We start from the raw sequence: 23,698 nt of genomic DNA on the forward strand, positions 1-23,698 counted from the left end.
CCCGTCTGATGTGATGGAGGGTGCCGCCATCACCGCCCGGAGGAACACCATCCTGAACAGCCCACTCGTCCAAGGCGTCCCCGGCGCGACCGGCACCCCCCTGGCCGCGGCCCTCGCGAGCCCGCTCGCCGAGACCCTGTCCGTCGTCCTGCTCGCGGCCGTCCTCGTCTGCGCGGTGGTACGGCCGTTCGGCTGGCCCGAGGCCGTCGTGGCCGTGCCCGCGGCGGGACTGGTCCTGGCCACCGGGGCGATCTCCTGGGACCACGTCCGCGCCGAGGCGGCCCATCTGGGCCCCGTGATCGGCTTCCTCGCGGCCGTCCTCGTGCTGGCCAAGTACTGCGACGACGAGGGCCTCTTCCAGGCGTGCGGCGCCTGGATGGCCCGCTGGGCCGCGGGACAGCCGGGCCGCCTGCTGACCGCCGTGTTCGTGCTCGCCTCGGCGATCACCGCGGTGCTCAGCCTGGACGCCACCATCGTGCTCCTCACCCCCGTCGTGTTCGCGACGGCGGCGCGGATGGGGGCCCGCCCCAAGCCGCACGTGTACGCCTGCACCCATCTGTCGAACACCGCCTCGCTGCTCCTGCCGGTCTCCAACCTCACCAACCTGCTCGCGTTCACCGCCAGCGGCCTGAGCTTCACCCGGTTCGCCGCGCTGATGGTGCTGCCCTGGCTGGTGGCGATCGGCGCCGAGTACCTGGTCTTCGGACGCTTCTTCGCCCGTGACCTCGCTGCGGGCGCGACCTCCCGGCACACCGTGGAACCGCCCGACGTGCCCCTGTTCGCGCTGATCACCGTGGGCTGCACGCTCGCCGGCTTCGTCCTCGCCTCGGCCGTCGGGATCGACCCGGCCTGGTCCGCCGCCGCGGGGGCGCTCGTGCTGGCCGGACGGGCGCTCGTCCGCCGCCGCACCACCCCGCTCACCGTGATGCGCGCCGCCGCGCCCTCCTTCCTCGCCTTCGTCCTCGCGCTCGGCATCGTGGTGCGCGCGGTGGTCGACAACGGCCTGGCGGGCGCCCTCGACGACCTCCTCCCGGCGGGCGGCTCCCTGCCGGCGCTGCTCGGTGTCGCCGCGATCGCCGCGGTCCTGGCCAACCTGATCAACAACCTGCCCGCGGTCCTCGTGCTGCTCCCGCTGGCCTCCGGCTCGGGCGCGGGCGCGGTGCTGGCCGTCCTGCTCGGCGTCAACATCGGGCCCAATCTGACGTACGCGGGTTCCCTCGCGACGCTGCTGTGGCGTCGTATCGTGCATCAGCACGAACACGGCGTCGACCTGAAGGAGTTCACCCGGCTGGGCCTGATCGCCGTCCCCGCGGCCCTGGTCCCGGCCGTGCTGGCGCTGTGGGTCTCGCTCCACGTGATCGGAGGCTGATGGGCATGCGGGTGGTCGTCTGGCTGGTCGAGGGAACCTGGCCCTCGTGCGTGGACGCCGTGGGGACGTACGCGCCCGGTGCGAGCGAGGTGGTGCTGCTGCACGTCGCGGACCCCGCCGTGCCCGGTCTCGCGCACGGCGCGTTCGCGGGACTCCTCGGCCGCGGACGCTCCGAACCCGATCCCGGCGACCTGCTGGAGACCCTCGGCACGGTCTCCGCTGCCGAGCTGCTGGACGCGGCGGCCGAGCGGCTCGGCGGTCCGGCGACCCGTCTGGAGCGCACCGGCCGGGTCGAGCGGGAGGTGGTCGCCGCGGCCGAGGGCGCCGGTCTGCTCGTCCTGGCCCGTGACGGCGACCGCAGCCGGCTCGGCCCGCACAGTCTGGGTCCCGCCGGACGCTTCGTCGTCGACCACGCCCCCTGCCCGGTGCTGCTCGTCTGGCCCGAACCGGCCCCGGACGTCGCGACGTTGCCGCCGCCTCCCCCGCACCCTCCGCACCACCCGCACCCCTGACACCACCGGCCCGGTGGCCGCCCGTACCACGGGACTCCCCGCGCCGGGGACCGCACTTGACGAAGTCGGGCATGCACGATTTGATCCTTGCGTGCCGTGGCGCGACCCGGCACGCAGAGGTGCGCCCAGCCGGTAGAGGACCAGGTTCAAGTCCGGCCAAAGTCGCCAGGATCGCTCGAAGCGTCCGAGGCGGGGACGTACTCGCGATTTGATGGAGCGGACATGCCCCCCGTCAAACGTGCTCCGCGCACCGGAGTCCAGGTCACCGCCACGGCCGTGGCCGGCCTCCTGGCCCTCACCGGCTGCGCCGCGGGCAAGGGAACGAGCGTCTCGGCGAAACCGGAACCCAGCCCGCACCGGACGGCCACCGCCGTCGAACTCCCGCCGCTCCACGCCGGGTTCGACTACCAGATCGGCGGCGCCTATCCCCCGGCCGCCGACGTCCGGATCGTCAGCCGCGACCGTTCCTCCTCCCCCGCCCCCGGCCTCTACAACATCTGCTACGTCAACGCCTTCCAGGCCCAGCCCGAGGAACGCGCGCAGTGGCCCGCCGATCTGCTGCTGCGGGACGCGGACGGCAAGGTCGTCGTCGACAAGGACTGGAACGAGGCCCTGCTGGACATCCGGACGCCGGACAAGCGCCGTCGGGTGGCCGCGCGGGTCGACCGGTGGATCGACGAATGCGCCGACAAGGGATTCGACGCCGTCGAGCCCGACAACTACGACAGCTACACCCGCTCCCGGAACCTGCTGACCGCGGACGACGCCACCGCGTTCATCACGCTGCTCTCCCGGCACGCCCACGCCCGCCGTCTGGCGATCGGCCAGAAGAACACGGTCGAACTGGCCGGACTCAGGTCGCGCACCGGGCTCGACTTCGCGGTCGCCGAGGAGTGCGGCCAGTACGACGAGTGCGGCGCGTACGCGAAGGCCTTCCACGACCGGGTGGTGGTCATCGAGTACACCGACAGCGGACTGCGCAAGGCCCGAGCGGCCTTCGGCGGCCGGCTGAGCATCGTGCGCCGGGACGTGATGGTCTCGACGCCCGGCAGCGCGGACTACGTCCGCAAGACGCGCTGACGGGGGCCACGATGACCCACGCGATAGCGCGGCGCACCGTGCTCCTGGGAGCGGCGGCCGCCGGGGCACTGGCCGGCTGCGGCGGTCCCTCGGACGGCGTCGGCGCCGACGGCAGGGTGACCGTCGAACTGTGGCACGGCCAGAACGACACCGCCAGGAAGGCACTGGAGGCGCTGGTCGCCGAGTTCAACCGCACCCATCCCCATATACGGGTGGACAGTTCGGGCGGCGGAGTGGTGGCCGACGCCATGCTCCAGAAGGTCACGGCGGCGCTCGCCGCCGGTTCGTACCCCGACATCGCCTACATCTTCGGCTCGGACCTGGCGAGCGTCGCCCGCAGCCCCCGGGTCGTCGACCTCACGTCCGCGCTGCACCGGGGCACCCCGCCCTGGAACTCCTTCTGGGCGCCGGTGCGCGAGGCCGTCACCGTCAACGGCAAGGTGCGCGCGGCCCCCGCGGTGCTCGACTCGCTGGCCGTCGTCTACAACAAGGAACTGTTCCGGCGGGCCGGCGTCCCGTTCCCGGAGGCGGGCTGGAGCTGGGACGATTTCACCGACACCGCGCGCAGGCTCACCGACCCCGGGCGCGGGGTGTTCGGCACGGGCTGGCCGGGCACCGGCGACGAGGACACCGTCTGGCGGCTGTGGCCGATGATCTGGGACCTCGGCGGCGAGGTGATCGCAGCCGACGGCAAGCGGATCGGTTTCGCCCGGCAGGGTCCCCGCGCCCTGTCGACGCTGGCCCGGCTGGCCCACGACAAGAGCGTGTACGTCGACCCGAAGCCCGGCAGCGAGCAGATGTACCAGGTCTTCCTCAGCGGCCGGATGGCGATGGTGGCGACCGGCCCCTGGGAGCTCCCGGACGTCGTCACCGCCAAGGTCGACTACGGCGTCGTCCCGCTCCCCAGTTACAGCGGCCGGCCGATGACCATCTCCGGTCCCGACACCTGGACGGTGTTCGACAACGGTTCCGCCCGTTCCCGCGCGGCCGTCGAGTTCGTGCGCTGGATGATCCGGCCGGCCGAGGACGCGCGCTGGGACGTCTCGGCCGGCGGCCTTCCGCTCAGTTCGGCCACCGCCCGGCGTCCGGAGTGGCGCGAGCACTCGGCGACGACCACCGGACTCGGGGTGTTCACCGACACGCTGGCCTCCGCCCGGGTCCGGCCCGTGCACGCGGCCTATCCGCAGATCTCCCAGGCCTTCGGCGAGGCGATCGTCTCGGTCCTGCTCGGCAAGGACTCCCCCGCCCACGCCGTCCGCCGGTGCGCCGAGACGGCCGACGCGGCCCTGCTCATCCCCCGGTGAACCCGGCCGTCCCCCGGTGACCCCGCCGTGTCCCCGGTGACCCCGACTTCAGACGTTCCCAGCTGACTTCCAGCTGAAGGAGGCCGTCATGTCCACCCTTCCCCGCGCCCTCACCGTCGTACCCGGCCCCGTGGTGACCCCGGCCGCGGCCCGGCGCGCCGCCCGCCGCCGCGGCCGTCGCGAGAGCGCCACCGCCTGGACCTTCATCAGCCCGGCGGTCGTCGTGATCCTCGGTCTGAGCATCGTCCCCGTGATCTGGTCGCTGCTGCTCTCCTTCCGCGCCGACGACCTCGTCACCCCCGGCCGCTGGGTCGGCCTCGACAACTACCGCGCGCTGGCCCAGGACCCCAACTTCCGTACGGCCGTGGGCAACACCCTGCTGTACACGGCGCTGTACGTGCCGCTCAGCCTGGTCGGCGGGCTGGTGCTGGCCCTGGCGCTGAACCGCCGCATCCGGCTCATCGGCCTCTACCGCACGCTCGTCTTCGTCCCCTTCGTGGTGTCGGCGACCGCGCAGGGCGTGCTGTTCTCGTTCATCCTCGACCCGGAGTTCGGTGTCGCGAACTCCCTGCTGCACACGGTCGGACTGTCCCCGCAGGGCTTCCTCACCGACCCGGACCAGGCGATCTATCTGCTGGTGCTGATCTCGCTGTGGAGCGGGGTCGGCTTCTGTGTCGTCGTCTATCTCGCCGCGCTCCAGGACGTCCCGCCCGAACTGGTGGAGGCCGCGCGGATCGACGGGGCGGGCCGCGGCCGGGTGCTGCGCCACATCGTCCTGCCGACGCTCACCCCGGTCACCGTGTTCCTGCTGCTGTGGCAGCTGATCACGGCGCTCCAGGTCTTCGACCTGATCTATGTGACGACGAAGGGCGGGCCGCTCGGCTCGACCGGCGTGGTCGTCTACTTCGTCTGGCAGCAGGCGTTCCAGATGTTCACGGCCGGCTACGGGGCCGCGGCGGCGTACGTCCTCGCGGTCGCGCTCCTGGTGACGGGCGGGGCGCTGCGGCTCGTACGGCGCCGGCAGGAACGTACCGAAGGAGCGGTCCGATGACCTCACCCGTCACCTCCCGCAGGCCGAGCGGCTGGCATCTGCTGCTCGCGCCGATGGCCCTGTGCTTCGCGCTGCCGCTGGTGTGGCTTGTGCTCAGCTCGGTGATGTCCGACGCCGAGATCAACCGGTTCCCGCCCGCCCTGTGGCCCGGCGGGATCGACCTCGGCGGCTACCGGTACGTGCTCGGCAACGCGATGTTCCCGCGCTGGTTCGTGAACTCGCTGATCGTCGCGGTCACGGCCGTCCTGTCGAATCTGCTCCTCGGCGCGCTCGGCGGCTACGCGTTCGCGCGGATGCGGTTCGCCGGGTCGCGGACCCTGCTCGCCCTGATGCTGGCGACGATGGTGATCCCCTTCCAGCTCACGATGATCCCGACCTTCCTGGTGATGAAGGAGCTGGGGCTCATCGACACGCTCGGCGCGCTGATCGTGCCCTCGCTCGTCACCCCGTTCGCGGTCTTCCTGTTCCGGCAGTTCTTCCTGGCGCTGCCCAGGGAGATGGAGGAGGCGGCCTGGATCGACGGGTGTTCGCGGCTGCGGGTGCTGTTCTCGATCGTGCTGCCGCTGGCACGGCCCGCGCTGGCCACCGTCGCCGTGCTGACGTTCCTGAGCACCTGGAACGACCTGTCCTGGCCGCTCATCGCGATCAACCACGACACGCAGTACACGTTGCAGCTCGGTCTGACCACGTTCCAGGGACAGCACCACACACGGTGGTCGGCGGTGATGGCGGGCAACGTGATCACCGTGCTGCCCGTGCTGGCGGCGTTCCTGCTGGCGCAGAAGACCTTTGTCCAGTCGCTCACTTCGAGCGGCCTGAAGGGCTAGGACACGATGACATCCTTCGATCTCCTGGTCGTCGGCGACGCCAATCCGGACGTCGTCGTCGGCCCGCTGCGCGGCCCGCTGGAGTTCGGGCAGCGCGAACAGCTCGTCGAGCACGCCGGGCTGGTGCTCGGCGGCTCCGCGGCGATCACGGCGTGCGGGGCCGCGCGGCTCGGGCTGCGGGTCGCCTTCGCGGGCCGGGTGGGTGACGATCCCGCGGGTTCCTTCGTGCGCGAGGCGCTCGCCGCCCGTGGTGTGGACGTGGGCTTCCTGGTCACCGATCCTGTCCGGCCCACGCCGCTCACGGCGGTCGTCATGGCCGGGGACGGGGACCGGGCGATCCTCACGGCGCAGGGCTGTCTCACGGCGACCGGTCCCGAGGACGTGCCCCGGGACCTGATCCGGGCCTCGCGGCACGTGCACGCGGCCTCGTTCTTCCTGATGCCCCGTCTGGCGCGTTGTCTGGCGGCGGTGTTCGTGCTCGCGCGGGAGTCCGGGGCGACGACCTCGCTCGACACCAACGACGACCCGGCCGGTCGCTGGGACCCCGAACTCCTGGACCCCGTGCTGAAGTTCACCGACTTCCTGCTGCCCAACGCGGCCGAGGCGGCGGCGCTGTCCGGGGAGGGCGAACCGGCCGCGGCGGCCGCCGCCCTGGCCGGCCGGGGTCCGACGGTCGTGGTCAAGGACGGCGCGAACGGCGCCCTCGCCCACACCGGCGCACGGCTGACGCGCGCGCCGGCCGTGGCCGTGGAACCCGTGGACACGGTCGGCGCGGGCGACAGCTTCGACGCCGGGTTCGTCGCCGCGACCCTGCGCGGACTGGACCCGCTCGCCGCGCTCACGGTGGCCGCGGCCTGCGGTTCGCTCTCCACCCGGGCGCACGGCGGTACGGCGGCACAGCCCACCTGGGACGAGGCGCTGGCCGCGGCCCGCGCGAACCTCCCCGGCCTCCCCGACGTCCCGGACACCTCCGGGGGCCGGACCCCGCCACAAGCACCCCGCCCCCGCGAGACCAGGAGCCGTTCATGAACGACGTCACCGCCCCGAAGATCGCCTTCATCGGAGCAGGGAGCGTGGTGTTCACCCAGGGACTGCTGGCCGATCTGTTCGCGTTCCCCGAACTCGCCCACGCGCGGATCGCGTTGCACGACATCGACCCCGAGCGGCTGGCCACGGCCGAGGGCGCGGCCCGGTACATCGCGGGCGTACGCGGTGCCAAGCCCACGATCACCGCGCATCCCGACCGGCGGGCGGCCCTGGAGGACGCCGACTTCGTCATCAACATCGTCCAGGTCGGCATGGACGCGGCGACCCGCACCGACTTCAACGTGCCCGCACGCTACGGACTGCGCCAGACCATCGGCGACACGCTCGGCGTCGGCGGCGTCTTCCGCGCCCTGCGGACCTTCCCGGTGCTCCGCGCGCTCGCCGCCGACATGAGCGAACTCTGCCCGGACGCGCTGCTGTTGAACTACACCAACCCCATGGCGATGAACGTCCTCTATCTGAGCCGGATCGCCCCGCGGCTGCGGGTCACCGGCCTGTGCCACTCGGTGCACTGGACCGTGCACGACCTCGCCCAGCTCGTCGGCGTCCCCTTCGAGGAGGTCACGCATCTGGCCGCCGGGGTCAACCACCAGGCCTGGGTGCTGCGTTTCGAGCGCGCCGGCCAGGACCTGTACCCGCTCCTGGACGAGGCCGTCGCCAGAGACCCCGGGCTGCTGCGCCGGGTCCGTGTGGACATGTACCGCCGTCTCGGCCACTACCCCACCGAGACGAGCGAGCACTCCTCGGAGTACGTGCCGTGGTACCTCCACCACGACAGCGAGATCGAGCGGCTGAGGCTGCCGGTGGGCGCCTATCTGGAGATCATCGAGGAGAACGCGGCGAGCTACCGGCGCACCCGCGACGCCCTGGCCGCCGGGACGCCCCTCCCGGTCGAGGGCACCCTGGAGTACGCCCCGCAGATCATCCACAGCGTGCTGACCGGCACTCCCCGCACGATCTACGGCAATGTGCCCAACCGCGGCCTGATCGACAACCTCCCGGCCGACTGTGTCGTCGAAGTCCCCTGCCTGACCGACGCGTTGGGGGTGCAGCCGACCCGGGTCGGCGCACTGCCCCCGCAGTGCGCGGCACTGAACAGCGCGTACGTCTCCGTCACCGATCTGGTGGTCCGCGCGGCCACCGAGGACGAGCCCCGCCACATCCGGCACGCGGCGATGGCCGACCCGGCGACGGCCGCCGCGCTCCCCGTCGAGCGGATCTGGGACCTGTGCGACGACCTCGTACGGGCTCACGGGGATCTGCTCCAGCCCGGGCTGAGGGTGCTGCTGGGGCACTGAGGGACGGCCCCGGCGGCCCGGGACCCGCGGCGGCGTGTCCGTTCATCGTCACCCTTGGCGGGTGAGGCCGCGGGCGCCGGGCTGTCGCAGGCTCGGTGGTGAGTGGCTGCGGTCGCAGCCCGTGCAACGGAGGTCTCGCCATGGCAACCACCCAGCATCACAGCACCCACTCCAAGACAGCCCTGACGGCGGCCGGCGGCCTGACGATCTTCGCGTCGGTGATGTTGTTCGTCGCCGGCGTCCTGGACATCCTGCGGGGCGTCATGGCCGTCGCCCAGGACGACGTCTTCGTCACCACCCAGAACTACGTCTTCAAGTTCGACCTGACGAGCTGGGGCTGGATCCACGTGGCACTCGGCGCGCTGGCCGTGGTCGTGAGCCTCGGCCTGTTCGCCGCGGCCACCTGGGCACGCGTGATCGGCGTGGGCATCGCCGCGCTGCTGATCATCGCCAACTTCCTCGACATCCCGTACTACCCCGTCTGGTCGCTGACCCTGATAGCCCTGTACGGATTCGTCATCTGGGCGCTGTGCGTGGCCCGGCCTGACAGGGACATGGGCTGAGCGAGGGGCCGGCGCCGGTCGCCGGTCCACCGTTCGCGGGGGCGGGGGCGGGGGCGCGGCACCGAGCCGCGCTCACAGGAGGTGCAGGTCGCGGGCCCGTCGTACGGCCTCGCCCCGGCGGGTGGCCGCGAGCTTGCGGTAGACGCTCTTGAGGTGGGTCTTGACCGTGTTGACCGACAGATGCAGGTCGGCCGCGATCTCGTCCCTCGACATCATCTGCGCCAGCCGCTCCAGCACCTCCTGCTCGCGTTCGCTGAGCGCTTCGATCACCGGCTCCGCCAGAGGTTCCGGTCCCGGCGGCGCGGCCTGGCCCGCGCCCCGGACCGCGGCCGTCCCGGGGAGCCACTCATGGCCCTGGGCCAGTACGGGCCGGTGCCGCACGAAGGTCCGCAGCCAGGGCCCGGCCTCCAGGAACGGCCTTCTCAGATGCTCCGGCCTGGCCGTCCGCAGGGCCCGCGCCATCAGCCGCTGGGCGGTGGAGTCGTCGCCCAGGGCGTCCGCGGTCTGCGCCCGCGCGAGCAGGACCCGCACCACGACCCCCGGGCCCTCTTCCGGCTCCGGGGAGAGCCCGTCTAGCAGGGTGCGCGCGGCCTCGCGGTCACCGGTCGCGAGCCGGGCGCGGGCGGCGAGGGCCGCGGCCTCCGGCCCGGTGGTCCCCTCCTCCGAGAGCACGTCCGCCGCGGCGAGCGGATCGCCGAGGGCCAGATGGGCGGTGGACATGGCCAGCGCGACCCGGTCGCGGACCCACGGCGACGGCTCGACCCCCTGCGGCGGGCGCCTCAGCTCCTGGAGGACGCGCAGCGCCTCCTTCGGGTGCCCCTTGGCCAGCAGCAGGTGGGAGCGCAGCAGGGCGAGGCCCGCCGTCTCGACGGGGTCGTGCGGGGCCGTGCCGGAGGCGGTCGCCTCGTCCAGATGGGTCTGCGCGGCGACCAGGTCGTCGCGGTCGACGGCGACGGCGGCGAGCACGAGCTGGGCGACGCCCGTGCGGGCGGCGGGCGGCAGTCCGGAGCGTTCCGCCTCGGCGACCGCGGCCCGCGCGTGCGACTCCGCGCGGCCCGGGCGGCCGCACAGGAGGTCGATCAGGGCGAGCCGGCTCAGGGACTCGTGCCGGGGGCAGGCGGTGGACGGGCCGTCGTCCGTCTGCGCGGCGGCGGCCAGCGAGGCCCGGGCGGCGTCGAACCGCCCCGCCCACAGCTGCGCCGATCCCAGGCCGGTGAGCATCAGGGCGGACAGCTCCGGGTGGCGTTCCAGCCGTTCGGCCGGGAGGGCCGGCTCCGCCGCGGTCATGTCGTCGGCGGCCGCCTGCGCCCGGTCGGCGGAGCCGGTCAGCCGGGCGGCGAACACCCGCAGCAGCGCGTGGCTCAGCCGCAGGGCCGCGGTGTCCGCCCCGTCCTCGCCCAGGTTCTCCCCGGCCCGGCGCAGATAGTCGAGTCCGCGGCCGACGTCGTGGCGTACGAGCTCGCGGGCGGCGCGCACCAGACAGGCGGCCGGTCCGGCCGCGTCCAGGGGCATGGCGGCGAAGAGACCGTCGAGGCGCTCGGCGTCGAGTCCGGTCAGCAGCTCTCCGATGGCCAGTTCGTCGACGAACCGGTTGGCGGCCAGTTCCCACTCGCCCGCCCCGGCCGCGTGCGGCAGGGCCTCGGCCAGCAGTCCCTCGCCGCTCAGCCAGCGGGCGGCCCGCCGGTGCAGTTCCGGTTCGAGACCCGGCAGCCTGACCCTCAGGTGGACCCGCAGGATCTCCGCGAACAGGGGGTGCAGCCGGTACCAGGAGTGGCCGATCGCCTCGACGAAGGCGTTGGCGTGCTGGAGCCCGGCCAGGATGGGATCGGCGTCGTCGCGGCCCGTCAGGGCGTTGGCGAGATCCGGGTGGATCTGGTCGAGGATGCTCGAACGCAGCAGCAGGTCCTGTGTCTCCTGCGACTGCGCCTCCAGGACCTCGGCCAGCAGGAAGTCCGCGAGCGTGCTCTGGCCGGCCTCGAAGTTCTTGATGAAGGTGTCCGGGTCGTCGACGTGCTGGGCGGCGAGGATGCACAGGCGCAGTCCGGCCGCCCAGCCGCCGGTCCACTCGGTCAGCGAGCGGGTGCCGTCCTCCGAGAGGCGGATGTCGTGGTGTCTCAGCAGGGCGGCCGTCTCGCCCGGGACGAACGCCAGGTCGGCGCCCCGGACCTCGGCGACCGCCCCGGCGGCCCGGTAGCGGTGCAGGGGCAGTTGCGGCTCCGTACGGCTGACGACGACCAGACGCAACCCGCCGCCCGCGTGGCGCAGCACGAACTGGAGCTCGTCGGCGACCTCGGCCGAGGCTCCCACCCGGTCGAACTCGTCGAGCACCAGGACCACGGGTTCCGGGCGTTCGCTCAGCCAGGCGGCCAGCCGGGTCAGCAGGGAGTGGTCCACGTCTCCGGGGCTGGACGGGCTGCCGATGTCGTCAGGAACGGCGGCTCCGTGCCGTCGCAGGGATTCCAGGACGTAGGTCCAGAAGATGCCGGGGCCGGTGTCCTCGTGCTCCACGGTCAGCCAGGCCACGTCCTCGGGGCGGTCCCGCGTGGAGATCCAGTGGGCGACCAGGAGCGTCTTTCCCGCGCCCGCGGGCCCGTTGACCAGGGTGAGGGGGCACTGGACGCCCTCGGTGAGCCGTTCGACCAGCCGGGGTCTGCGGACGAAGGTCTCCGTCAGGTCGGGGACGGTGAAGCGTACGGCGAGCAGGGGGTCGCCGCCCGGGGTCAGCAGCCCTGCCATGGCACCCCGCCTCCACGGTCTCCCGGCAGCGGCAGCCCGGCGCGGTCTCCCGGGAGCCCCGTGCGGTCTCGCGGCGGCGCCCCGCGGCCTCCCGTCGGCCCTCCGCCGTCTCCCGTCGGCCCTCCGCGGCCTCTCGGCTGCGGCGACGCGTCCGATCCGATGTGGTCCGGGTCCACGGCTCCCTCCCCGGTGTAACCCCCGCACCCCGATCGTCACTCGCTGTCCGGAATGTCGCAAGGCAGGCCCTTTCCGTCCGCCGCGTGTCGCCCGGGTGGCGCGGGAGCGGAGCTGCGGGTGCCATGGAGGTGCGGCGCAAGCGGAGCCGTCCCGGACGCCCCGTCCGGCGGGCGGTCCCGCGGGCCGGATCGATGAGGTGGTCACCGGTGAAACACTGGCGCGCTCTGGCCGTGCTCGGGACGGCCCAGTTCCTGATGGTCCTGGACACCTCCGTCATGAACGTGTCCATCAGCCAGCTGGTGGAGGACTTCGACACCGAGGTGACCGCCATCCAGGCCGTCATCACCCTCTACGCGCTGGTCATGGCCGCCTTCATGGCCACCGGCGGCAGGCTCGGCGACATCCTCGGCCGGCGCCGGCTGTTCCTCGTCGGGCTCGTCGTCTACGGGATCGGGTCGGCCCTGACCGCGGTGGCGCCCACCCTGTGGATGCTGGCGCTCGGCTGGTCGGTGATCGAGGGCCTCGGCGCCGCGCTGGTCCTGCCGGCCATGGCGGCCCTCGTCGCGGAGTCCTACACCGGACGGGACCGGGCCGCGGCCTACGGTGTGATCGGCGGGCTCGCGGGTGCGGGCATCGCGGTCGGACCGCTGCTGGGCGGCTGGGTGACGACGTATCTCACCTGGCGTCTGGTCTTCGCCGGGGAGGTCGTGGTCGTGATCGCGATGCTCTGCTTCCGCCGGGCGATCCCCGAGTCGCCCCGGCCGGAACACCGCCCCCGGCTCGACGGCGTGGGCGCCTTCCTGTCGGCGGCCGGTCTCGGACTCGGCGTGCTGGGTGTCCTCCAGAGCGGCACCTGGGGATGGGTGCAGCCCCAGAACCCCCCGTTCACGGTCTTCGGCTTCGCCCCGACCCTGTTCGTCGTCTCCGCCGGGGTGCTCGTCCTGGCCGCCTTCGCCAAGTGGGAGCGCCGACGGGAGGCGCGGGGCACCGACCCGCTGATCCATCTGTCGCTGCTGCACCGGCCGCCCCTGCGCTCGGGCCTGCTGACGCTGGTGAGCCAGAACCTCATCCTGCTGGGGCTGTTCTTCGCCATCCCGCTGTACCTCCAGGTGGTGCAGGGCTTCGACGCGTTCCAGACGGGACTGCGGCTGCTCCCGGTGTCCGTCACCATGCTGGCGGCCTCCGTACTGGCCTCCCGGCTCGGGCGGGTGATGGGGCCGCGCCGTGTGGTCAGACTGGCCCTGCTGACGCTGCTCGCGGCGATCACCTGGCTGCTGGCCACCATCGATCCGGTCATCGACGACGCCCAGTTCGCCGGGGCGATGGCCGTGCTCGGGGTCGGCATGGGCCTGCTCGCCTCGCAGCTGGGCAACGTCGTGCAGTCCAGCGCCGTCGAGGAGGAGCGCAGCGAGGTCGGCGGGCTCCAGTTCACCGCCCAGAACCTGGGCTCCGCGCTCGGCACCGCGCTGATCGGCTCGATCCTCGTCGGCGCGCTGGCCCACGCCTTCACCACCCAGGTGGCCAAGCACCCGGACGTGTCGCAGGAGGCGCGCGCGCAGACCAGCATCGCGCTCGAGGCCGGCATCAGCTTCGTCCCCACCGACCAAGTGCGTTCGGCGGCCGAGCAGGCCGGGCTGCCGCCGGCCGAGGTGGACGCCGTCACGAACTCCTACGCGACGGCGCAGCTGAACGGTCTGAAGGCGGCGATCCTGGCGGCGGGCGGGATCACCCTGGCGAGCTTCCTGGTGACGACACGTCTGCCGACCGGGCCGGCGGGCCGCACCAAGTCCCCGGGCGACGGCACCCCGGCGGCCTCCCTCGGACCGGCGTGAACGGGCGGATGCCCTCGGACCGGCGTGAACGGGTCGGCCCCCTCGGGCCGGCGCGGGCGCGGGGAGGTGGCGGGTCCGCACGCGCCCAGGTTCACCTTCTGCGGGTGAGGGCGAGCGGGACCCGCGGGCGGATGATCGTGGGGAAGGGTGCCGTCCGCCTGCCCCAGGCCGCCTGCCGGGGAGCCCCGCATGCAGTACGAGATCCGCGTCGAGGGACATCTCTCGGAGACGCTTTCCGAGGCGTTCCCGGAGATGGACCACGTGCTGATCTCCGGCCAGACCATCCTGTTCGGCCCGGTCGTCGACGAGGCGCATCTGTACGGGCTGCTGGCCCGCTGCCGGACGCTCGGACTGCGCGTCGTGGAGATGCGCCAACTGCCCGAGTAGCCAGGGGGCCCGAGGATCACCCGCCGGGGGTGAGCCGCCGGAGGCCGTCGCACGGGAGCGTGGACGACGGGAATCCACCCACCGTCCCGTCGGCGGTCCACGACCGGTCCGCTCGACCGCGTGAGGAGGAACCATGACGGAACCGCATGGTTCGGCACCGCACACCGGACCGGTATCCGGGCCCGGCGGCCCGGCTTCCGCGCCCCCGGGCGACCCCGTGGTGGTGCTGGACCGGATAGGCGCCTCCTGGACCTGGCTCCTCGGCTCGGCCGTCGCGACACTGATCCCCGGCATCCTGGTCCTGGTCTGGCCGGAGGAGACCCTGCACGTCCTCGCGGTTCTCCTCGGCCTCTACCTGCTGGTCATCGGCGTGTTCCGGTTCGTGTCCGTCTTCGGCCACCGCGAGCAGGGCAACCGCTTCGCCACGCTGCTGATCTCGGTGCTCTACGTGCTCGCGGGCGTCCTGTGCCTGCGCCACCCGATGCAGACCATCGCCGCGCTCTCCCTGATCCTCGGCGTCGTCTGGCTCGTGTCCGGCGTGCTGACCGCGTACACCGCCCTGGCCGCCAGGGATCTGCCGCACCGCGGGTTCGTCCTGTGCGGGGCGGCGATCGGCATCATCGCGGGCATCGTCGTCCTGGCCCTGCCGACCGAGTCGGCCCGTGCCCTGACCCGGCTGCTCGGTCTGTGGATGGTCCTGATCGGGCTGGTCGAACTCGCCGTGGCCTTCGCCTGGCGGGCCGCCCTGCGACGGGCGGTCTCCGTCGCGCCACGTGACCCGGCCTCCCCCTACTGAGGCGGCCGGAAAAGAGGAGGCCGAGCGCTCCCCGCCCTCCGCACACCGCCGCCCACGATTCATCGAGTTGTGCGGAGGTCCGGGGCATACTCGTGACTCCCCTGCCCGGGTGCCGGCCGGATCGTCCGGCCGGCACCTCGACGTGTGCCCGAATCCGTGGGCCGCCCGATGAGCAGGCCCGTACGGAGCGGACGTAACAAAGGGCATGCCGACATACCTGGCCAGCAGGCACGACGAGCTCGTGCCGGTGAACCGCGCGGTCGAACCGCACACACTCCTCGGGTGGCTGCGCCGGCACCGGCGGGCCGTGTTCGCCGTCGCCGCGGCGCTGATGCTGCTCCAGATGGCCGTCGCCATGGTCAGTACGGCCGTGGAGCAGACCCCCACGATCGACGAGCCCGTGTACGTGGGCACGGCGGCGGTCTACGTCCAGCAGCACGACCTGCGCTTCAACCCCGAGCATCCGCCCCTGGGCAAGCTGGTCATCGGGGCCGGGCTGCTGTTCGCGCACCCGCACCTCGAGCCGGGATTCACCGGCGACCAGACGGAGCTCGGACGGCACGTGCTGTACGAGTCCGGCAACGATCCCTGGCGGGTGATGCTGTGGGCACGGCTGCCGGTGATCGTCCTGACGCTGCTGTTCGGCCTGGTCGTCCTCTCCTTCGCCCGTGAACTCGCGGGCCGTACGGGCGCGTTGGTGGCCCTCGCGCTCTACGCGTTCTCGCCCGACGTCATCGCGCACGGCTCGCTGGCCACGCTCGACGTACCGGCCACGGGCTTTCTGCTGACGTCGGTGTGGCTGGTGTGGCGGGCCAGGCGAAGGCCGTGGCTGTACCTGCCACTGTCCGCGGCGGCGCTCGGTGCCACGGTGGCGACGAAGATGAGCATGCTGCCCGCGGTACCCCTGGTGCTGCTCCTCGCGGTCGTGTCCGTGTGGCACGCGGGCCGCTCCGACACCGGCGCGGAACCGGATCGGGACACCCGGGCGCGCCGGGCCCGGCTGCTCGGCACCGGCGCCGCGGCCGCCGCCGCGATGGCCGTGGTCGCCGTCGCCGTGGTGTGGGCGACGTACCTCGCCGTCGACCCCCGGCTGCGCTGGACCGAACCCCCGGACCTCCCGGCCGTGCACGGACTGCGCGCGTTCGTCATCGACCACCTGCCCGTGCCGAGGCCCTACCGGGACGGGATGCGGTACCAGTTCGGCTTCGAGAACACGACCTGGCAGGGCTTCCTCTTCGGCCGGCTCTACCAGGGCTCGCTCTGGTACTACCTGCCGGCCGCGCTGCTGGTGAAGACGCCGCTCGGCATGACGGCGCTGTGGGCGGCCGGTTCACTCGCCCTCCTGCGCGTACGCCGACTGCGCCCGGCGGTCCCGTACCTCCTGGTCCCGCCGGTGCTGCTCCTCGCCTCCGCGATGACCGGCTCCCGCGATCTCGGCGTGCGCTACGCCCTGTTCATGCCGGTGTTCCTGGCGGTCGCCGCGGGCTGCGCGGTCGTGGCACGCGGGCGCGGGCCGGAGCGGGCGGAGCCGGGGCGCCGGCCCGGGCCGGGGTGGGCCGGGATCCCGCGGCGGCTCCGGTCCGAACGGGCCGGGGTCGCGACGGCCGGGCTGGTCCTGTTCGTCGCCGTCAGCTCGCTGCTGACGTACCCGTACTACCTGACGTACTCCAACGAGGCGTTCGGCGGGCCGAGCCGGACGTATCAGCAGCTGCACGACTCGAACGTCGACTGGGGCCAGGACCTCGGCCGCCTCGCCGACCGGCTGAAGGCGCGCTACCCGCACGAGAAGGTGTGGCTCGTCTACAAGGGCGCCGGGGTGCCGTCCGCGTACGGCATCGACGCGACCGACCCGCGCACGGTGCCCGCGGCCCGGGTGCACGGGCTGCTGGCCGTGTCCGACACCTGGATCGACAAGGCCGACGCCCGTCTGAAGGCACTGCTCGGGACGAGCGTACGGATCGACGAGGTCGGCCACTCGATCACCCTGTTCCGGAGGCCGTGAGCCGGTCCGGGGCGGCGCGGCGCCCCGGACCGTGACGTCACGACCCGATAGTTCCGGCCATGATCTATCCGAGTGGCCGGTTCCTGGTGCATGGTGTCCCTGTGGGTCCCGGATCTCCCCGCTGAAGGCCCCGCTCGGGCCCGCCGTGCCGTGCGCGGTACGGAGCCCGCCGCACCTCCCGGCTCCCCACGGGAGGCCTGCGGCACGTCGGCGACTCAGCCGGAGCGCTCCGTCAGCGTGATCGCGCCGACCGGGCAGGCCCGTACCGCCTCCCTCAGCATCGGGTCGTCCGCGCGGCGGGCGGGGTCGGGCAGCAACGTGCTGTAGCCGTCGTCGTCCTGGGTGAAGACACCCGGAGCGGCGAGGGCGCACTGGCCCGCGCCGATGCAGACGTCCTTGTCGATCGCGATGCCGGAGTCCATGGTCACGCGGCTCCTCACCAGGTCACGGGGAGTTCGAGCATCCCCTGGATCGTGTCCCCGGGCTTGAACGGCACGGTGTCGGCGGGAACCGCGAGCCGCAGGCCGGGGAACCGGTCGAACAGCGAGCGCAGCGCGATCTCCATCTCGGCCCGTGCCAGGTTCTGGCCGAGGCACTGGTGGATGCCGAAGCCGAACGCGACATGGTGCCGGGCCGACCGGTGCCAGTCCACGGTGTCGGGCTCGGGGAAGGCCAGTTCGTCGCGGTTGATGACGGACGTGGAGAAGACGACGCCCTCGCCCTCGCGGATCCTCACCCCGGCGATGTCGATGTCCTGGAGCGCGACCCTCAACAGCCCGTCGGCGATGGACAGGAACCGCAGCAGTTCCTCCACCGCCGCGGGCATCAGCGCCGGTTCGGCCCGCAGTTCGGCCAGCTGGTCCGGATGCCTGAGCAGGGTGAACGTGCCCAGCGAGATCATGTTCGCCGTGGTCTCGTGCCCGGCCACCAGCAGGATCGTCGCCAGCGAGACCAGCTCCTCGCGGTCCACCTTCCCCTCGCGCAGCCGGTCGCGGATGAGTTCGTCGAGGAGTCCGTCCCCGGGTTCCTTCTGCTTGCGGTCGATCAACGAGCCGAAGTAGGCGTCGAGTTGGTCGCGGGCGTCATTGATGTCGGCGGCGTCCGGGCCCCGCAGCAGCCGGCGGGACTGCGCCTCGAAGAAGTCGTGGTCCCCGTACGGCACTCCGAGGAGCGCGCAGATCACCATGGAGGGCACCGGGAGCGCGAAGTCGTTCACCAGCTCCGCGGGCGGGCCCTGCCGTTCCATGCGGTCGAGCAGCCGGTCGACGGTCTCCTGGATGCCGGGACGCAGTGCGCCGATCCGCTTGAGCGTGAAACTCGGTACCAGCATGCGGCGTTGGACGTGGTGCTCGGGGTCGTCGAGTCCCAGCAGCGCGACCCTGCGGTTGCGCGCGGCGGCGAACCGCTCGGTGACCGCGGGGAACTCGGGCCTGGTGCGGTCCGAGGACAGCCGTGGATCGGCGAGGAGTTCACGGGCGGCACCGTGACCGGTGACCACCCAGACGACCCGCCCGTCGAAGAGGGAGAGCCGCGAGAGCGGACGCCCCTCGCGCAACGGCGCGTAGGCGGTGGGCGGGTGATACGGACAGACCCGGTCCTGCGGGAAGGCGACCGGGGCGACGGCGGGCGCCGGGCCGGGAGACGCTGCGACCGGGAGATCGGCGGGCGCCGGGACCGAAGGGGCGGCGACCGACGAGGCGGCGACCGGGGCGACGGCGGGTGGCGCGAGTGGATGCGGCTCGGGCTGCGGGAGCCCGGAAGCCTGAGTGAGGTGGGCCTGGGATCGGGTCAGGGGGGTTTCTGTCATCAGTGACCTCGCAAGCGACGGTTCCCTCTTGCCGATCTTCATTAGATGCCCCAGGCATCTATGCGGCCACGCGAAGTTCGGCCAGATGAGCCGCCCGCACGATCTGGCCGAAGCGCGGTGGGCGCGCTTCCGGTTCCCCCGGATCCAGAGCCCCTCCTTCGCCCGGGCCGGCCCCGCGCCCGCCCGGGGCTGGCTCGAACACCCCGGAGGACCCCTTCCGAAAACCGGTTGCGCGGGCCTGCCCGGCTGCCCGAACATCTGCCCATGTCCACGATCGAAGCCTTCCTGCCGCCGACCTCCGCTGCCGTCCGTCCGGTGCGGGTCCAGCAGCAGCCCGGCCGACCCCGGAGGCCCGAGCTTCCCCGGTCATGACCGCCGCGCTCGTCGCGGGGCTTCTCGCGGGCTTCGGTATCGCCATGCCCGTCGGAGCGGTCGCGACCTACCTCGTCTCCCTCACCGCTCGTACGTCCCTGCGGATCGGCGCCTCGGCCGCGCTGGGCGTCGCGACGGCCGACGGACTCTACGCACTGGCCGCCGCCCTCGGCGGGACGGCGCTCGCCGCGGCGCTCCAGCCGGTGATGCTCCCGCTGAGCCGGGCCTCCGCGCTCGTCCTCGCCGTGCTGTCGGTCCGGGGCGCGATCGGCACGGTCCGCGGGTACCGCGAACGCCGGCGCGCCGAGCGGACCGGGCAGGATCCCCCGCGCCCCGGCCGCGCCTATCTGGCCCTCCTGGGCATCACCCTGCTGAACCCGACCACCGTCGTCTACTTCGCCGCCCTGGTGCTCGGCAGCCGGACGGCCGACGCGGTGGACCCGCTGGATCAGGGCGTGTTCGTCCTCGCCGCGTTCGCCGCGTCGGCGAGCTGGCAGCTGCTGATCGCCGGCGGCGGTGCCCTGCTCGGCCGGACGCTGACCGGGGACCGGGGACGGCTGGTGACGGGGCTCGTGTCGAGCGGCGTGATCATGCTGCTGGCCGTGCGCGTGCTGACGGCCCCGTCATGAGACCGCGTTCCGGCGGCCGGCGCACGCCCGGTACGCCCCACCGGGGGATCGGCCCGGCGCGGGGAGCCACGCGGGCCGCGGTACGGAAGATTCGCGTCCGCCCTGGTGTTGAATCGTGCCGAGACACGACCAGTCCGACGCGACGATGGGACGGAAGTCATGCCACTTGAGGGCGAGTACGAGCCCAGCCCCACGCAGTGGGTCCGGGACCAGGTGGAGTTGTACGAGAGTTCCGGCGGGACCAAGGGGAACACCCTGATGGACACCGGGATGCCCGTCATCATTCTCACGACACGCGGTGCCAAGAGCGGCAAGATCCGCAAGACCCCGCTGATGCGCGTCGAGCACGACGGACGCTATGCCGTGGTCGCGTCCCTCGGCGGCGCTCCCAAGCACCCGGTCTGGTACCACAACGTCACCTCCGACCCCCATGTCGAGCTCCAGGACGGGCCCGAGCGCAAGGAGTTCACGGCCCGGGAGATCACGGGCGCGGAGAAGGAGCAGTGGTGGGAGCGGGCGGTCGCCGCGTATCCCCCGTACGCCGACTACCAGAAGAAGACCGACCGGGTGATCCCCGTCTTCGTGCTGGAGCCCGCCGGCTGATCCGGCTCCGCCCCGTACGCCCGGGTGGTCCGCGACGCCGGTGCGCATGAACCGGACGAGACCGGGCACCCGCGGTTCAGGCCCCGCCGCGCTCCCCCGTCGCGGCGGGGCTTCCCGTCGTCGGGCGGCCTGTCTCGGAGGCGTCGCCGGCCACACTCCCGCCGCGGCGCGCGGCGGCCCGGGCCGCTCCCGCGTCGGTCACGTCGAGGAAGATCTGGTCGGCCTCGGGGAAGGTGTGGGCGACGGAGCGCTTGATGCGGATGGCGACCTCCTCCACCTCCTCGCTGTCGAGGCCGGGCACCAGGTCGATCCGGGCGGCCACCAGGGTCGAGTCGAGGCCCAGTTCCATGGTCAGCAGCGCCTCGACGCTGTCGATCTCGGGCTGGGCCCTCAGCAGTTCGCGGATCCGCCCGCTCTGTTCCTCGTCGACGGCCCGCCCGATGAGCTGTTCGCGGGCGTCGCTGCCGAGCCAGAAGGCGATGCACACGAGCAGCAGCCCGATCGCGAAGGACGCGCAGGCCTCCCACACGACCTGGCCGGTGACCATGTGGAGCACCATGCCGACGATCGCGAGGCTCACGCCCAGTACCGCCGTGCCGTCCTCGGCGACGACCGTCCGCAGGGCCGGGTCGCGCAGACCGTCGCCCGCCTTGCCCCGCGCCTGCACGAGCGCCCGCAGCAGCGAGGCGCCCTCCGCGAGCAGGGCCACGACGAGCACCGCGATCCCCGTCATATAGCCGCGGAAGGATTCGTCGGCGCCGTCGCGGAGTGCCTCGAAGCCCTGGAAGAAGGAGAAGCAGCCGCCCATGACGAAGATGCCGACGGCCGCGAGCAGTGACCAGAAGAACCGCTCCTTGCCGTAGCCGAAGGGATGCTTCCGGTCGGCGGGCCGGCGGCTGCGGCGCAGCGCGGCCAGCAGGAACACCTCGTTCATGCTGTCCGCGACGGAGTGCGCGGCCTCCGAGAGCAGCGCGGGCGATCCCGAGACCAGACCGCCGACCGCCTTGGCCACGGCGATCAGCAGATTGGCGCCCAGCGCCACGATCACGGTGACGCGGGTCCTGCCGTCCGAACCGTCCGCGCCGTCCGAGGCGTCCGACCTGTCCGCACCGTCCGCGCCTTCCGAGGCGCCCGGGCCGTCCACTTGTGCTGTCTCTTCTCCACTCACACCGGCCGGTTTCCCAAGTGGCCCCACCTCACACCGGACGGGCCGGAACAATCGGACCGAGGGGTACGGGGGCGGCGCCCAGGGCACCCGTACCCGGTCGAAGGAGGCCGGCGCGGGTCCGTGGCCTCCACAGCGGAGGAGGAGCCCGGTGTCCAAGAAGCCGAAGAAGCGCAAACTGTCCCTGGCGTACAAGCCGATCGGTTTCGTGCTGAGCTGGGCCGGGGGCGCCGTCGCCGGAATCGCCTTCCAGAAGACCTGGATGGCGATACGTCACGAGGAGGACGCTCCCGACGCCCTGGACCGGGACCGCGGCTGGGGCGAGGTGCTGCTCGCCGCCGCCCTCCAGGGCGCGATCTTCGCCGTCGTGCGCAGCGCGGTGGACCGCTCGGGCGCGAAGGCCATCGAGCGGTCCACGGGCGTGTGGCCCGCCCCCGACCGGTCCGGCCGCGACTGAGGCGGCCCACTCGCGGAACGGGCCCGGCCCGCGCGGGTTCCGGTACGTCAGGGCGGTGGCAGCCGACCGCCACCGCCCTGCCCGTTCCGGGTTCCCCGGTCCGGGGATCTCAGTCGGCCGCGAGCCAGACACCGTCCCGCATGAGGTCGCGTCCCGAGAGCTCGTCGGCCTCGCGCCAGGCCTGCACCCGTACCGGGGTGACGCTGAAGTACTGGTAGTGGGTCCTGAGTCCGCGCGGGTCGAACCCGGTCCGGGCGGCGAACGCGTCCCCGGCGCCCTCCGGGAGTTCGTCGGCCTCGAACGTCCGGACGGTGCCGTCGATCATGACGACGTCCCTCGTGGGCCCGAAGCCGAGCCGTACCGTGCCGGTGGTCCGCAGGTTGCGGCCGGTCGGACTGGACGCCGGGGTGGCCAGCAGGACGGCCGCTCCGTCCCAGAGGTAGGACAGCGGAACGAGCCGGGGCACTCCCCCGGTGCCGTCGGCGGTGGACACCCAGGTGTCGACGTCGTTCTCCAGCCGGGCGAGCGTGTCCTTCTTGCGCTGCTCAAGGGTGCGGACGGGCGGGTTCATCTGCGGACGGCCTCCTGGTCGACGGCGTACGTACGGTGTTCGTACGGCATGCGGGCGGCGCGCCCTCCTCGGCGGCGGGCGGACGCTCCCCTGGTATGACGGCGGAGCGGCCCCCGATGTGACAGGCCGGGGCCCCCGCGTCACGGATTTCCGGTCCCTCCGCTCAGCCGCCCCCGTTCCCGGGTCCCGCCGCGCGGGTGGCCGCCCCGATCTCGGCGAGCCGGGCCGCGGCGGCGCTCAGCAACAGGTCGAGCGCCGTCGGATAGGAACTGTGCTGCATGTCGAGCACGAGATGGCGGGCCGTCGCCGCGATGTTCGGATGGCTGTCGGCGGGCAGCCGGGCGTACGTCGCCCGCCACACGCCGGCCTCGGCGTCCCGCGCCGCAGCGGGCAGGGCGACGCTCGCGGCGTCCAGGGCCGCGAACGCGAGCGCCTGGTCGACGAAGGCGTGGTAGATCCGCACGGCCTCGGGGTCGGGGAATCCGGCCCCCCGGAGCACGCCGAGGATCCTCTCCACCGCCTCGATCTCGTGGACCCGCCCGGTCACCCGGTACGAGCTGAGCACGGCGGCCTGCGGGTGGGCGAGTGACCCGGTGTGCATGCGCAGGCCGAGCTCCCTGAGGTCGGCCCGCCAGTCCCCCGTGGGGTGCCAGTCGTGCAGCGTCCGTCCGATGAGCTCGTCGGCGATGGCGAGCAGCAGGTCGTCCGTGTCGCGGAAGTACCGGTACAGGGCGCTGGGGTCGGCGCCGAGGGCGAGGCCGAGGCGGCGGACGGTGAGGGCGTCGGCGCCGTGCTCCTTGAGCAGGCGCAGGGCGGTCTCGACGATCAGCTCCTCGGAGAGGACGACACCGGTCTTGGTCGGGCGCCGTCGCCGCCGGGCGGCGGGCGGGACGACGCGGTCGTGCGCGGACGTCATGGGGTCTCCCTCCGGTGCGGTGCCCGGTCTCCCGGGTGCGGTGGCCGGTCTGGCGGGTGCGGTGCCCCGTCTCCCGGGTGCGGTCCTGGTCCGGTGCGGGCACCTTATGTCAACGGCGTTGACCTGTTAAGGCCCCGGGCAGTTTCATTTCCGGTCATCGGGCCGGAATCAGGCCCCGGGTGCGATCGGAGCAGGCC

At 73.0% G+C, this 23,698-nt stretch carries 22 protein-coding genes; 16 read left to right on the top strand and 6 right to left on the bottom strand.

All coding sequences use genetic code 11. From position 1 onward, the window contains the following. Positions 1-13: 13 nt before the first annotated feature. The 9 genes from ACFWI4_RS04300 to ACFWI4_RS04340 all read left to right on the top strand — a co-directional run bounded on the left by ACFWI4_RS04300 (position 14) and on the right by ACFWI4_RS04340 (position 9,051). Positions 14-1,369 (top strand): arsenic transporter, encoded by a 1,356-nt coding sequence (locus ACFWI4_RS04300; RefSeq protein ID WP_387190838.1) that lies wholly within the window; start codon positions 14-16, stop codon positions 1,367-1,369. Positions 1,370-1,374: 5 nt separating this feature from the next. Next, entirely contained in the window at positions 1,375-1,881 is a 507-nt protein-coding gene (locus ACFWI4_RS04305) for a universal stress protein (protein ID WP_387190840.1), read from the top strand. 222 nt (positions 1,882-2,103) lie between these two features. Further along, positions 2,104-2,961, top strand: a complete 858-nt coding sequence (locus tag ACFWI4_RS04310) for an endo alpha-1,4 polygalactosaminidase (RefSeq protein ID WP_385401189.1) — start codon at positions 2,104-2,106, stop codon at positions 2,959-2,961. An 11-nt stretch (positions 2,962-2,972) separates the two neighbouring features. After that, on the top strand, positions 2,973-4,265 hold the full coding sequence (locus ACFWI4_RS04315) for an ABC transporter substrate-binding protein (RefSeq protein ID WP_387190843.1): 1,293 nt from the start codon (positions 2,973-2,975) through the stop codon (positions 4,263-4,265). Positions 4,266-4,353: 88 nt separating this feature from the next. Then, a complete protein-coding gene (locus ACFWI4_RS04320; protein ID WP_387190846.1) occupies positions 4,354-5,316 on the top strand; it encodes a carbohydrate ABC transporter permease in 963 nt (320 codons plus the stop codon). Then, positions 5,313-6,143 carry a carbohydrate ABC transporter permease gene (locus tag ACFWI4_RS04325; protein WP_387190848.1) on the top strand — a complete coding sequence of 277 codons (831 nt, stop codon included), beginning with the start codon at positions 5,313-5,315 and terminating at the stop codon, positions 6,141-6,143. The genes ACFWI4_RS04320 and ACFWI4_RS04325 overlap by 4 nt, the downstream gene beginning before the upstream one ends. Before the next feature lie 6 nt (positions 6,144-6,149). Continuing rightward, positions 6,150-7,172, top strand: a complete 1,023-nt coding sequence (locus ACFWI4_RS04330) for a carbohydrate kinase family protein (protein ID WP_387190851.1) — start codon at positions 6,150-6,152, stop codon at positions 7,170-7,172. Beyond that, positions 7,169-8,488, top strand: a complete 1,320-nt coding sequence (locus ACFWI4_RS04335) for an alpha-glucosidase/alpha-galactosidase (RefSeq protein ID WP_387190854.1) — start codon at positions 7,169-7,171, stop codon at positions 8,486-8,488. Before ACFWI4_RS04330 ends, ACFWI4_RS04335 begins: the two co-directional genes overlap by 4 nt. A gap of 140 nt (positions 8,489-8,628) precedes the next feature. Further along, positions 8,629-9,051 (top strand): hypothetical protein, encoded by a 423-nt coding sequence (locus ACFWI4_RS04340; RefSeq protein ID WP_385401171.1) that lies wholly within the window; start codon positions 8,629-8,631, stop codon positions 9,049-9,051. 72 nt (positions 9,052-9,123) lie between these two features. Here ACFWI4_RS04340 and ACFWI4_RS04345 read toward each other — a convergent pair whose 3' ends face one another. Then, entirely contained in the window at positions 9,124-11,787 is a 2,664-nt protein-coding gene (locus tag ACFWI4_RS04345) for a LuxR C-terminal-related transcriptional regulator (protein WP_387190856.1), read from the bottom strand. Between the two features lie 383 nt (positions 11,788-12,170). Here ACFWI4_RS04345 and ACFWI4_RS04350 point away from each other — a divergent pair, with 383 nt between their 5' ends. The 4 genes from ACFWI4_RS04350 to ACFWI4_RS04365 all read left to right on the top strand — a co-directional run bounded on the left by ACFWI4_RS04350 (position 12,171) and on the right by ACFWI4_RS04365 (position 16,981). Further along, a complete protein-coding gene (locus ACFWI4_RS04350; protein ID WP_387190858.1) occupies positions 12,171-13,796 on the top strand; it encodes an MFS transporter in 1,626 nt (541 codons plus the stop codon). 189 nt (positions 13,797-13,985) lie between these two features. Continuing rightward, a complete protein-coding gene (locus ACFWI4_RS04355; RefSeq protein ID WP_385401163.1) occupies positions 13,986-14,183 on the top strand; it encodes a hypothetical protein in 198 nt (65 codons plus the stop codon). Between the two features lie 133 nt (positions 14,184-14,316). Next, complete coding sequence (locus ACFWI4_RS04360) at positions 14,317-14,979, top strand: HdeD family acid-resistance protein (RefSeq protein WP_387190860.1); 663 nt, start codon at positions 14,317-14,319, stop codon at positions 14,977-14,979. A 205-nt stretch (positions 14,980-15,184) separates the two neighbouring features. Then, on the top strand, positions 15,185-16,981 hold the full coding sequence (locus tag ACFWI4_RS04365; RefSeq protein ID WP_387190862.1) for an ArnT family glycosyltransferase: 1,797 nt from the start codon (positions 15,185-15,187) through the stop codon (positions 16,979-16,981). A gap of 215 nt (positions 16,982-17,196) precedes the next feature. On the opposite strand, the gene ACFWI4_RS04370 is transcribed toward ACFWI4_RS04365, so the two are convergent. Both ACFWI4_RS04370 and ACFWI4_RS04375 read right to left on the bottom strand, forming a co-directional pair. Next, positions 17,197-17,403, bottom strand: a complete 207-nt coding sequence (locus ACFWI4_RS04370; RefSeq protein WP_387191183.1) for a ferredoxin — start codon at positions 17,401-17,403, stop codon at positions 17,197-17,199. A 14-nt stretch (positions 17,404-17,417) separates the two neighbouring features. Continuing rightward, the gene (locus ACFWI4_RS04375; protein ID WP_387190864.1) at positions 17,418-18,788 is read right to left on the bottom strand and encodes a cytochrome P450; all 1,371 of its coding nucleotides are present in this window, start codon (positions 18,786-18,788) and stop codon (positions 17,418-17,420) included. Positions 18,789-19,156: 368 nt separating this feature from the next. Here ACFWI4_RS04375 and ACFWI4_RS04380 point away from each other — a divergent pair, with 368 nt between their 5' ends. Both ACFWI4_RS04380 and ACFWI4_RS04385 read left to right on the top strand, forming a co-directional pair. Continuing rightward, positions 19,157-19,789 (top strand): LysE family transporter, encoded by a 633-nt coding sequence (locus ACFWI4_RS04380; RefSeq protein WP_387190866.1) that lies wholly within the window; start codon positions 19,157-19,159, stop codon positions 19,787-19,789. Between the two features lie 159 nt (positions 19,790-19,948). Beyond that, the gene (locus ACFWI4_RS04385) at positions 19,949-20,392 is read left to right on the top strand and encodes a nitroreductase family deazaflavin-dependent oxidoreductase (protein WP_387190869.1); all 444 of its coding nucleotides are present in this window, start codon (positions 19,949-19,951) and stop codon (positions 20,390-20,392) included. 76 nt (positions 20,393-20,468) lie between these two features. Here the strand turns inward: ACFWI4_RS04385 and ACFWI4_RS04390 are convergent, their stop codons facing one another. Then, a complete protein-coding gene (locus ACFWI4_RS04390) occupies positions 20,469-21,560 on the bottom strand; it encodes a cation diffusion facilitator family transporter (protein WP_387190871.1) in 1,092 nt (363 codons plus the stop codon). 148 nt (positions 21,561-21,708) lie between these two features. On the opposite strand from ACFWI4_RS04390, the gene ACFWI4_RS04395 reads away from it, so the two are divergent. After that, positions 21,709-22,014: a DUF4235 domain-containing protein gene (locus ACFWI4_RS04395; protein ID WP_385401147.1), complete on the top strand. Its 306-nt coding sequence runs from the start codon at positions 21,709-21,711 to the stop codon at positions 22,012-22,014. 109 nt (positions 22,015-22,123) lie between these two features. Here the strand turns inward: ACFWI4_RS04395 and ACFWI4_RS04400 are convergent, their stop codons facing one another. Both ACFWI4_RS04400 and ACFWI4_RS04405 read right to left on the bottom strand, forming a co-directional pair. Beyond that, positions 22,124-22,585, bottom strand: a complete 462-nt coding sequence (locus ACFWI4_RS04400; protein ID WP_385401144.1) for a pyridoxamine 5'-phosphate oxidase family protein — start codon at positions 22,583-22,585, stop codon at positions 22,124-22,126. A 163-nt stretch (positions 22,586-22,748) separates the two neighbouring features. After that, the gene (locus tag ACFWI4_RS04405) at positions 22,749-23,501 is read right to left on the bottom strand and encodes a TetR/AcrR family transcriptional regulator (protein ID WP_387190879.1); all 753 of its coding nucleotides are present in this window, start codon (positions 23,499-23,501) and stop codon (positions 22,749-22,751) included. Positions 23,502-23,698 lie beyond the last annotated feature (197 nt).

Source organism: Streptomyces sp. NPDC127038 (assembly GCF_042725875.1).
In the GTDB taxonomy this organism is placed as follows: domain Bacteria; phylum Actinomycetota; class Actinomycetes; order Streptomycetales; family Streptomycetaceae; genus Streptomyces.